At 39.8% G+C, this 11800-nt stretch carries 10 protein-coding genes; 6 read left to right on the top strand and 4 right to left on the bottom strand.

From position 1 onward, the window contains the following. Positions 1-72 precede the first annotated feature (72 nt). From FPZ43_RS00045 to FPZ43_RS19385, 5 genes are all read left to right on the top strand, one after another. Entirely contained in the window at positions 73-1182 is a 1110-nt protein-coding gene (locus FPZ43_RS00045) for a hypothetical protein (protein ID WP_146379805.1), read from the top strand. A 1163-nt stretch (positions 1183-2345) separates the two neighbouring features. After that, a complete protein-coding gene (locus FPZ43_RS00040; protein ID WP_146379804.1) occupies positions 2346-2729 on the top strand; it encodes a helix-turn-helix domain-containing protein in 384 nt (127 codons plus the stop codon). Positions 2730-3045: 316 nt separating this feature from the next. Beyond that, the gene (locus tag FPZ43_RS00035; RefSeq protein ID WP_146379803.1) at positions 3046-3729 is read left to right on the top strand and encodes a hypothetical protein; all 684 of its coding nucleotides are present in this window, start codon (positions 3046-3048) and stop codon (positions 3727-3729) included. Then, positions 3726-4781 carry a DEAD/DEAH box helicase gene (locus FPZ43_RS19390; RefSeq protein WP_222430905.1) on the top strand — a complete coding sequence of 352 codons (1056 nt, stop codon included), beginning with the start codon at positions 3726-3728 and terminating at the stop codon, positions 4779-4781. The genes FPZ43_RS00035 and FPZ43_RS19390 overlap by 4 nt, the downstream gene beginning before the upstream one ends. Further along, positions 4733-6031, top strand: coding sequence for a helicase-related protein (locus FPZ43_RS19385; RefSeq protein ID WP_222430904.1), 1299 nt, complete (start codon positions 4733-4735; stop codon positions 6029-6031). Before FPZ43_RS19390 ends, FPZ43_RS19385 begins: the two co-directional genes overlap by 49 nt. A gap of 206 nt (positions 6032-6237) precedes the next feature. Here the strand turns inward: FPZ43_RS19385 and FPZ43_RS00025 are convergent, their stop codons facing one another. From FPZ43_RS00025 to FPZ43_RS00010, 4 genes are all read right to left on the bottom strand, one after another. Beyond that, complete coding sequence (locus tag FPZ43_RS00025; RefSeq protein WP_146379802.1) at positions 6238-6657, bottom strand: hypothetical protein; 420 nt, start codon at positions 6655-6657, stop codon at positions 6238-6240. 549 nt (positions 6658-7206) lie between these two features. Next, complete coding sequence (locus FPZ43_RS00020; protein ID WP_146379801.1) at positions 7207-9087, bottom strand: UvrD-helicase domain-containing protein; 1881 nt, start codon at positions 9085-9087, stop codon at positions 7207-7209. Continuing rightward, entirely contained in the window at positions 9087-10880 is a 1794-nt protein-coding gene (locus tag FPZ43_RS00015; protein WP_186461725.1) for an ATP-dependent nuclease, read from the bottom strand. Before FPZ43_RS00015 ends, FPZ43_RS00020 begins: the two co-directional genes overlap by 1 nt. A 36-nt stretch (positions 10881-10916) precedes the next feature. Then, on the bottom strand, positions 10917-11207 hold the full coding sequence (locus tag FPZ43_RS00010) for a hypothetical protein (RefSeq protein WP_146379799.1): 291 nt from the start codon (positions 11205-11207) through the stop codon (positions 10917-10919). A gap of 23 nt (positions 11208-11230) precedes the next feature. On the opposite strand from FPZ43_RS00010, the gene FPZ43_RS00005 reads away from it, so the two are divergent. Beyond that, positions 11231-11623 carry a hypothetical protein gene (locus tag FPZ43_RS00005; protein ID WP_146379798.1) on the top strand — a complete coding sequence of 131 codons (393 nt, stop codon included), beginning with the start codon at positions 11231-11233 and terminating at the stop codon, positions 11621-11623. Positions 11624-11800 lie beyond the last annotated feature (177 nt).

Here is an 11800-nt window from a genome sequence, read left to right as displayed (position 1 = left end):
AAATGTCATCTACTATATCATTCCTATAAGTTTTACCGTTAAAAGGTTAAATCTTTTTAAAAACCCCTTATAATGATTAAAACTTACAAAATTAAAAAGCACGGAGTGTTGTTGTGTACCGCGTTGATTGGACTGTTTTCGTGCAAAAAAGAAGATGCTACTTTACCCCTTTCAGATAGTAGCAAAACTGAGGCAACTATCGGATCAGCATCAGAACTTTCAGGTTCTGCCATGGCCGTAGGCTCAATTCAAAATCTTCTTAGCGGCTCTGCCTTGCAAACCGGTGTTGTTGGCCATCCTTTCGGAAGTGAGCCTTATCAAAATGTGTCTGCAGCTACACAGATTAAACTTATTAAAGGAATGGGCATGAACTGGTATCGCATTGGCGCACTGGTGACATCTAGCGGAACAGTTACCGTACCGCACCTGTTTGATCCTTTGCTGGAAGCTGCTGCCGCCGGCAGTGTTAACATCTTACCCATGATATACTTGCGCACCATGGATTTTAATGATAGCCAGGCAGAGTCTTATAAAAAAGGCAAAACATTGGGTGCAAATTTTGCTGCAAAATATGGCAAGTATTTTACCTATTACAACCTTGGTAACGATCTTGAACTTGATCTGCTACTGCCTAAAACCACCGGACGAAGCCAGGATCACTACGATCGTGCTAAGTTCAACGTCACTGCAGCATATTTAAAGGGTATGGATGATGGCATCAAATCTAAAGACCCTGGCGCAAAAACGATGATCGGCGCCGGATGGTTACATTATGCGTTTTTAAGGATGCTGGATTGGTATGGAGTAAATTACGATGTTGTTGCTTACCAATGGTATTCTGACATGGAAAACAATGCACCAAAATCTCCAAATAACATCCCGGATATCACCTTAAAACTATCAAGTCTTTTCCCTAACAAACCTATTTGGTTCACGGAATTTAATTATCGATACAAATCATCTCTCACTGCTGCACAGAATGAGGCGGCGCAGAAAGAGTTTATAGCAAACTTTTTAGTAAAATGCAAGAGAAACCCACAGGTTAAAGTTGCCATAGCTTACGAATTATTTGACGAACCGGTAAAAAGCTGGCAAGAATCTAACTACGGATTAATGAAATGGACAACTCCATTTAAGGTATGGAAGAATAAGCTTTCAGCTGATGCACTTTTATTGAAATAAACCACAAAAATTATACAGAGGCCCTTATCGGTATATTACTGATAAGGGCTTTTTTATTTAAGGGCGTAGTGAGTTTTCTGAAATTTAAAAATTATTGAAATGTCAGACCTCAGAAAGAAGTTTTGCCCAGATAGCTAAGTTGCTTTTTGAAAAAATCCGTCCGACTATTGCAGTATTTTGCTTTTTATAGTTATATGGCTCCACTTTTAGGTGCTGAATTACAAAGCCGAGAGCTATATAAATCCACAGCGATAAATAGCTAAATTCCGGCACAGAAGCCATCATTATCAGATCTACAAAAAGCAAACCCAACTTATAGCAAATTGATACTACCGTATTTTTAATTTTAAACCACAAATTGCGTGAAGTATAAACCAAGTGAACACAAAAAGATCTATGATACCATTGTTTACAATGGGTGTCGAGGAAAAGTCTGTTGATCGCACATAGCCAAATCCTATACCAAATCTTTGATTAACCAATGCGTGGTTGACCGTTTTTACTAGTTTAAGCTCCAAAACCAGACTTGTGGACTGCGAGCAAAAGCTTAAATAAAGTATAATTTCTAAAAAATGCGCCAGCTCAGTATAAAATCTGCTTTTTCCCCTACCTGCATAACAAAAAGGGATTAACCTAAAAAGCATTGCGGACATAACATTTATTATAGTTGGGGCTGATACGGAAAGAGCCAGTACAGCGTAGTTGTTGGAAAAAACAGCTAAAAACATTCACACAACGCTATTTAAAATAGCATAATGCCATACGTTAATTGTTAACGCTTTTTAAAATCTTCTATTTAATGAATATGTATTATAAGTGCTGCCATACCAGCAAATATTAAATATCAAGGCTTAAAAGCGCACGCTAAAGCATTTGTTAATTTATGCATAAGCGTGATAAAACGACCATAACTTTCACTTAAAGAATCTGTTCCAACAACAATACAATAAAAATGCGTATTTACACCACACAATTTGCGTAAAAAGAAACAGCTAAGATTTAGCAGGCGAGATATTTTTGATAAATATCAAATTGGACTGTTGGTAAAGCAAATAAATATAGGTTTATGGCATTACCCATTAAATATAAATAAAGACAATTGTTTGGAACTCTTGAAATCACTAACAAACAAATTAAAAATCATAATTATTAATTAGGAAAATATGGACACTCACAAAAGTTACATCTATAATAAACATGAGCACGAAGGAAAGTTGCTAGAATATATTATTAGGCGAGATGGCTATAATTTGAGCGAGCTTTCCAAAATTCTGAATATAAATAGAAGGACATTATATAATTGGTTTAATCAGAAGTATGTGCATGACTCTATCTTTATAAAAATAGGTTTGATTTTAAGGCATGACTTTTCTTCAGATCTTCCTCATAAATTCACGAGCGACCAATTTAAACTGCAACCCAAAAGCATTACTCAAACCGTGGTTGCAGATAAAGACGATGATGCCTCGGATTGGAAAGGCAAGTATTTACAACTGCTTGAAAAATATAATGATCATCTTCTTTTAATAATTGATAATGTAAGGTAGTAGTTTGAACTAAGTCGGTTCGAGTCTATTTACCGATACAGAAAGTACTTAATCAATGATTATCAGCAAGTTATGAGATTTCAGCACCAAATTAGAAACAAAACTTTTGACCTGAATTCAGGTCATTTCTGGTGCTATCCTGTTACTGGAATGTGGATAACTTTGCAATATTAAACATTATTTTTCACGAGACGTTAACAAACTATTCTAAAAGGGGCATTTTTTTTATTGCTAACAACTATATTTCAAATCGTTGCATTGGTGATTGGTTTTGCGTAAATTCGATAATATATTACCTTATACTTTATCTAAATTCATGAGCGGTTACACCATTGTTGACCACATACAAATTGAAAATCATATTAGTTTTATCAGAATTGACCCTACTGATATTAGCTTAACGCTTAGAAATATTCTGATTTCGTTTAATGACCTTTCTTGGATAAGTCAATTTGATGACGAATATCAGCGGGTTTCTTACCAAGTTAGAGCCCAAAAGACCGCAGACCATATCGCAAATTTTATCATTAAGGCAAAAGCAGATAAGATTACCAGTAGTTCAGCTGAATATGTAGTATCTGAATTAGCAAGGCAAACTATTGTTGAAAAGCTAAATTACTTAGACATTCCCCTTGCTGAATTATTTAAGAAGAACATCATTTTGAATCCGGGATTTGATTTTTATACAAGAAATCTAAATGAGATCTTGCTATTCGGTGAAGCTAAGTATGTGGCCAAACAAAGCGCCTTTGGCAGGTCGTTAGAACAGATCATCCGATTCGCAAATCAACAACAGGATATATCTGATTTGAATGACATTAAAGATTTCTTCTGCAAAAACTCCATGAACAACTGTGTAAAAGGCCACAAAGGGTATATTGCTGCATTTTCGGCCAAGGCCACTCCTACCGATCAACTGGTAAAGAGTATTCAACGGAATAAGCACTTTGTTGATGCGAGTAAGTACAAAGAACTAATTTGTGTTGCAGTCAACTTATGAAGAATGCAATTAAAAGTATTATAGGAGGCCAAAACACGGCAGATATATTCAAGTATGTCATGGCGAATCTGTACATGCATGGTCCAACTTCTATTACTGATCTGGAAATTCTTTCCTACTTGGCACTCTACCGGCCGGAAGAATTTAAGCTTCACGAAATCCCCATCTTAAACTATATGGCGGTTTTCTACAAGCCGACAACGCGGGATACGCTCGCCGAAGTGATCTTTACCCAGTATCGCCAGTATATCCGGGACACATATAGTTACACATTAACCCCTGTACAGGCAGATATTATTAAGGGCATCAATGGCAACGCTTGCTTTAGCTTTTCGGCCCCTACGAGTACTGGTAAGTCCTTCGTATTCAGAAAGCAAATTGAGGAGAGTCAAAATGATGTTGTAGTTGTTGTGCCATCAAGGGCCCTAATTAATGAATATTATCTAGAGCTGTCTGAGCAGATTAAGGATCAATCTGTTAATATTTTAACGTTTATCGACAAAATTAACACCAGATATGCCAAGAGAAGCATTTTCATCGTCACGCCAGAACGCTGTCGGGAACTATTTAAACAGCGTGAGCAGTTTAAGGTTGATTTATTTTTATTCGATGAGGCCCAGTTAAGCGATGAAGATTCTAAGCGGGGATTGTATTTCGATAGTATCGTCCGTCGATGTCAGAAAGCCTACCCAGAGGCCAAATTTATTTTCGCGCACCCTTTTGTACAAAATCCCGAATCTCAGATAGAGAAAAATCATTTTGAACTACAGACTGCTAATGCAAAGCAGTACATTCAGAAAAATGTTGGACAGCTTTTTTTATGTCAAAACCCGGATGGACAGTTTTCACACTTCGGCATTGACCAACAGATAATGGGCCATAAAAAAACAATTGCCGGATTTGATCCGCTATCAGCGACCATCCAGAAAGGTGGTACAGTGCTGATCTATACATCTAAGCAAAAAATATATAACGGGAATTTCTGGAGAAATTCGCCAAATACGTGGCGTTATGCGATGAATTACCATCTGAAACGATTTCCCAATACTTAAGTCAACTTAAAGAATATACGGGCGGTGACACCGAGCGCAACGATGCCCATTATTCATTGCTTTTAGACTTACTTTGCAAGGGTATTGTTATCCATCACGGGTCACTCCCTCTACATACCAGACTCATCATTGAACAATTTACCAAAGCTGGCTATTGTCGCATCTGTTTCGCCACCTCCACACTTGAGCAAGGCATTAATATGCCATTTGACGTTGTTTATCTTGACCGCTTAGAGGGCAGTAAGCCATTAGCGGTTAAAAACCTTATAGGAAGGGCCGGCCGTTCAACGAGAGATTTAAAGTTTGATTATGGATATGTGATTGTGAATAGCCCGCAACGTATTCCTACTTTCCGAAATATCATGACCAATGATGAGATACTCGACAACGTCTCCTCTCTCGAAAAAACAGATTTACAGAATGATGATTATAATGACTTTAGGGAGGCTATTCTTAATGGGACCTATTCGGATGAATATAATCTTACTGAAAAAGACCTCGAAAAACTCAGTACCGACAGTATCGATGGTATAATTGAAAAAATTTTAAATTCAGTCTTTGAAGATGGCCAACTAATCGCGTTCAAGAAAATCACTGATGACATTGATGCGAAGTTGTCGTTGTATGCATATTTCAGGAACTTATACACACTTTATCTCAGCAGATCCCTTAGCGATGGAGAAGCCCGAGTTTTAGATACCGCAGTTAAAATTATGCTGTGGCGAGTCTACGGCCGTAACTTTAAAAATATCTGCTGGTACAGGTATTCGCATGCAAGTAAATCTCAGGAGAGGACCCGACTAGAAAAGTCACCTCAGTTGCTTGATCAGTTGCCTGCAGCATTCATTACTGGATATAAAGAAATTCCAGATAAAGAATTGAGAATGTTCAGTCTGTTTCCGTTAGGAACAAAAGCGAAAGATGTTTCTTACGATCTTATCATGTACGACACCTACGATTATATTGACAAACTGATCGGATTTAAATTAAGCGATATTTTTTTCGCCGCATTTTGGAAATATGCTGAAAAATATCAAGATGATCGTGCGAAGAAATTAGCGATGTATGTAAGATACGGAACGGAAAGTGACCGAGATATATGGATGCTCCGTTATGGAATGTCCTTTGAGGATATAGAGGTTCTTGACCAGCATATCGTATCTATAGATGCAGAACAGATTATATTCCGGGATTCTATTTCTACGGTACCTGATGAACAACGCACATCAGTAAGGCGATTCATCAGATAATACCTATGTGTCTAAACAATAAAAAATGATTGAATCAGTCTAACCTCTATTTTATCGTGAATATCAAAGGGGCTTAACTAACATGAGTAGATTCCTGTTGACTTCTGAAGCAGTAAATGTAGCCAACATCCTTTTCCAAAAATCTGTAATTAATTCAGAAAGGCAGTCATTCAATTTAATACCCTTGCTAAAAAAACGTTTGCGACTTATAATCGAATCAATAAAACCATTGGTATAGTCTGGCAGGAAATATACTTTTCGACCATGTTGTTGTCTTGGAATAATTGAAACACTTGAGGGGTATTCTCAAACGAACCATCTTGTATGATCTCATTGCGAAGTGCTTGAATTGGGCTCATATTAGGACACTCTTCGAATATAGTCCCCTGCGCTTTTTTAAATAAAAGACGATTGGCATCACCTACCAATATGCCAGATGACTGCAACATATCATATTTTTTTTCTGTCATCTTTAAGTGCTCAAGTTCATAACAGATTTTTGATACATAATCCATCTGACTATAAAGTGATATGAATAAATAGTTTACATAACTGAAGAAACGGGTCACGATGACACCGGAAGCATGCATTTCCATGTTGTGTTCAAACGGATCTTTCATCATCATAAAAAAATTGTTGTTCAGTTCCTTACAAGATTGACTAAGTAAAGATTAATAATGTTGAACACTTCCGAATAATTTGCTTGAACGCCAAATCGTAAAGTATGCGCCATGGCCTCGATGTCATGCGTCAGATCACCTTCGCTCTGTATCCGCGATGTTGCCATAATTTGACGAGCGTATCCATGATCCGTATCGCGCGGTCCAGTTTTGATTTTAAAGGACGTACGGTCAGCTTAACAGAACCGGCCCGGAGCATGTGTTCCAACACGTGGAGCTGATGGTCCTGCCTGATGGAGTTTTGGGCTCGGAGGATAGGCGGATCCGGATCTTTTAACTTCCGGGGAACGAGAAAGCTTTGCATCGATTCCCTAGGGAAGTGAAGCGCGTTAACAGCCGCAGCAATGGCGTTACTGTTCTCGTTTTCGTGGTAACGACAGTCGAACCCGTCGTCGTAAGCTTTCTCTTTCTTTAGTATTTCGGGTGTACATGGGTTAGGATTTGCTTAAAGATAAATTATCTGACTTTTTATAAAACCCCTTTGAAGAAAGACAATTAATTAATAAGATGAATTTCAGAACTTTCGAACCATTTGAAATCTATCGCATTCTTTGATAGCACCTCGGGACGGCTCGTATAGGCTACTATTGCCAGGCTTTGTTCTGCCCGGCTACAAGCAACATACAATAAGCGCCGTGTTCTGTCCAGACTTGTTTCCTTACCTTCTTTTTGATTGGCCAGATCACGGTCGGATAGTTCTTCTACGCCAAACAATCGTTCATACTTAAACAAATTCCCCCTTGCGTTCTCATCATCTAGGATCACCATAACTCTGGGAAACTCTAATCCCTTTACGCCTTGGTGTGTGCCAAAACCGGATGATTCTTCGACATAAAGTTTGTAATGGATAATTTCTGCGAAAGGTCTTTGTAAAGCTGTTTCCCAAGCGGTGATTTCATCGTCGCCGGTATTTGTTTCCGTACCGGATGCATCTTCATCCTCCCCAGATTCTTTTCTTGACAAGATCACATTGATCACGTCGGGGATAAGAAATAATCCTTCTGCCTTTAGGACTTCTGCAACTTGTTTTACCGATGGCTCCGATCCTTCCTGCCACAAGCTTAAAAGATTTTTGACTTTATCGTGAACAATGCCTATGGAATCGATCTGGTTTTCTGAAGCCATCATTGCCGTTCGGTCCATCAACGGTGAATGCTTTTTCAGCAGTCGCATCACTTCGTAGGCGTCATTGTGCTGATGAGCTAAAACAAGCGGCGCAACCAATTTAGTAAACACCTGTATCGATGGTAATGTACCGTCTAAAAGACCTGTGCGATAAGATTCAGGTCCATTCAAGGCTTCGTAAAGCTCTTTGAATCCTAAACGGCTTGCTGCCATGTGGTGTTCGAGGATCAGTTTCTTGATAAGTTTGTCGTCTTGCCAGCCCTCATCGCCTGCAAGATCCTTCATCATAGAGCTGATCTCGGCTTCTGCTTTAGTTTTATCTTTATTAGCGTTATCGACAATAAAAAGCCGGGCAAAACCAGTTGTGGCATTTTCGGCAGGACATTGCTGATGAGTGTCTACTTTTGATCGGATTTGGTTGATAAGAGTGATGATCCTAACCGGACATCTGTAATTGGTTGTTTTCTCAGGCTTAAGCCAATCCTCAGGCAAGGTGTTGCCTAAATTTTCTTTTCCATCAAGATAGATCCGCTGCATAGTATCACCAAATAAACCAAGAGCAAAGCTTTCTTTATATTTGGACTGTAGAGCAAATAGAACTTCGATAAGCTCTTTTCGCGTATCCTGCGCTTCGTCGATAATGATGATTGGAAATTTATTGATGAGAATTTGTTGCATCAGCGGTTGATCCCTTATGAAGTCCGTTGCAATTTTGATCACATGGCTGTGGCTCAAAGAATCTCTCGTACGGTTATCACCATTTGGATTGTAAACAATTTTTTTGATGTTAGGGAGTTGCTCGAGACGCTGCTTTGCCTTTTCAAGTTTAATTTTACGATCCTCCAGTGTGCGGCCGGCACGGCCATTTACGATCTGGGCTTCCAAAGTATCAATTTCTACTTGCAGTTCTGCTATGCGCCATTTCCTGATGTCATGCTGAAAGTGCTGGATCAGTTCCCAACAAAATGAATGTATTGTTGAAACAAATACCAGAGGATCAAATTCCATCCGCTCTTTAACGACATTGCTGGCAGCTTTTGTGTAAGTGATCACCGCAATTCTACGGTGCTGCAAACGGTAATCGATCCCAAACGCTTCTCTGAAACGCTTCAGGGCATTGACCAGGGATCTTGTCTTCCCGGACCCTGCCCCGGCAAAAAGAAAGAAGCTTTTTAAAGCTTGTGGCTGTATCGAATTGAAGATGATATCGTCAGCGCTTTCTATATCTGTAGTTGTATTTGCACTCATCATTATTTCGCTTCTTTGGGGCGGGCATTTAGTTGTTCACTCAACCAGTTCAATCCTTCTTTTATATATTCGGGAACGATCAAAGTTGTTGGATCATGTAAGTACAATACATCCAATGCGAATTCAGCTTTCTTTTTGCTTTTGAGGGCATCGTATAAAGCCCGGTTCACGACATCGGTGGTACTGAGTTTAAGCGCTTCCTGGAAATCTGCCATCATATCCTGAGGGTCTTTGAATGTGGAGAAGGTCACTTTATTTTCCAGGGCAAGCGCTACTTCAAAAGTGTAAGGAATGGCCGTTACCGGTTTTTCATCTCCTGGAAACTGACATTGAATACCTGTCTGGTAAGCTACCCTAAACGGGAAATCGTTAGCAATCTTACCTGCCGCGGCGACTTTTATTAACTCATCCAATCCCTTCTTAGCGGGTAACCAGGTGCGTAATACAGTGTTGCCTGAATTATATCCTTTGCCAGGAACAGGGTACACTGAGGAATTTCTCTTTGTAGGATCAACACTGTCAAGATCCGTTATGATCAAAGTGATGATACCCAACTGTTCAAGTAGCGGCCTGAGTGTATGGCCGTGCCTGCCGCCGATCTCCAAAATCGCTATATAACAGCTGTAGAGATCTTTATGCGCATGGCGAAGAAAATGTGGCACAAGCATACGTTCAGCCGATCCTTCAACCAAAATAACGGCATCTGCAAAAAACAGGTCAGCATGATTGGAACGTAAATAGCGTTTGGCAAATTTAGTTGTATCGTCTTTCTTTCCGAATGTTTCAGACAGGTTCACGATCGTGGAGGTCGGGACCTCCCCTTCGGCGGCTGGCTTGCGCTTGAAATAGCGCAAAGCGGTAAAGTCGATCTCATGCGCAATATGATTAGAATGGGTACTGACAACGAGCTGGGATTTGAAATGACTGTATTTCTCCAGGTAAGCGTTTTTCCGGAGAACGTCATAGGCTTTTTTTATGAAAACTTGTTGTACTTGTGCATGCAAATGGGCTTCCGGTTCTTCTACTAATACCAGATGCAAAGGCTCGAACTCTGGCTCTTCGTTCGCAGATGGTTTTGCAGATTTCCCGACCTGCATCCATTCATCTCTAAAGCGGATGAGTTTAAAGACCATGGAGATGAGGTTTTGATAACCAAGTCCATTATACTTTTCCGGAAGGGACAGGGGGTAACTCGCGCTTTCCCCTTCTAATTTCAATAACTCGAACTGGACAGCGGATTTATGATTTAGTCCATCTATAGCCTCGAGCTTGGTTGTCAGTTTTATGGTGGGATTTCCGCCAAATCCCGGATAGTTTAGATCGGCCAATTCTTTTAAGGGGATCTCAAAACTACTGGTTAATTTACTGTCAAATGCAGCCTTTGCAGCTTCAAGGGCAACCAAAGCCTCTATATCTGCTGCCGCAGGTGTTTCATAAGGGTTCAGATGTTTGCTATAGTATTCCCTCAGCTGACTCGACAAATTTCCGTGTCCGACCGGCTCTGTAGACTTCTCGCTATTCGGATCGTTAAATCCCCGCTGAGCGTTGATGATATCAACTTTTATCAAACCTTTGAAAGGATCGCCCTCAACAGGTACCGCGTTAGGTAATAATTTTTGAGATTGAGCTACGCCAGATATGGGGTCTAATAATTTCACCTCATCAAGTACATATGCACTGACATGAAAAAAACTATGTAAGCGGCGCTCCAGAAAATCCCATAGGGTCTTCGGCCATAATTCCAACTTTGGCTTTTCCTTCCCTTCTTTCGTCGTGGAGGTAATTATAGCACTCACTGTGCTGTGTTGAATGACGAATTCTTTATATAGCTTTTAGATTTCTGTTGGTTCAAAGATCAATCTTACACCAATATCTCCCCCGGCCCAATCCAAACGCGGTATCAGATCGCTTATTAAGTGAACTTCTTTATCGTTCGCTGATAACCAAACGTCTATCGACGGGACAAGGTCTTGCCATTGCGCCGGACTGACATCGGCTGGAACCTCTGTCGTTGCTTTCAACCACTCTTCACCGATTTTGTTAATTGCGCGCCAGTTTGACAAAGTAAAATCGCGGGTGCTGATGGAGCTTCTTTGTTTTAAGAATAGCATCAGTGCATCCATGGCCGATGTTTTACCACTGTTATTTGCGCCAACAAAAACTGTTTCTGATTCAGATCCAAGACTATGCCGGAATAATTGAAAACATCGATCAAATTTTACAGCTTCCGGTTAACCTTATCGAAGCATATTATCTTCAATCCTTAAAGGGGTATTGTGCTTACCGATCTAAACAAAATGACTTGGGTAACGAAATAATTTTAGAACTCGAAAATTATGAAGTTTTAAAGAAAACAATAGGCGGCATGACTTACGACTGCATGTTCGCTTTAATAAAAGGAGCAGCCTTGCTCAATGCGCCGGAATCATATAATCGAGGCTATCAGAAAATCAGTATGATACTGACAAAGACCACAGCTGACACTATTTTAGTATTATCGACAATTGCTTTTGATTTTGTAAAATTACCTAATCCCTGATTCATGACCCTATCAGAAAAAATCCGACATTTTGATTTTCTTCCAAACCTTGATTGGATATACCACTGATGTTGACCCCTCTTCGCCAATCTAAAGTGACCCCTTTGAGTTAGGGTTTGAAAGAGAGTAAAGTTGTTGTACAGATAGGCTCCTGAGAGCGGATGTTTTTGTACGGTT

The sequence above is a fragment of the Mucilaginibacter pallidiroseus genome (assembly GCF_007846085.1).
GTDB lineage: Bacteria > Bacteroidota > Bacteroidia > Sphingobacteriales > Sphingobacteriaceae > Mucilaginibacter > Mucilaginibacter pallidiroseus.
The sequence above is the reverse complement of the archived record's forward strand: the minus strand, read 5'-3'. Positions and strand labels throughout refer to the sequence as shown.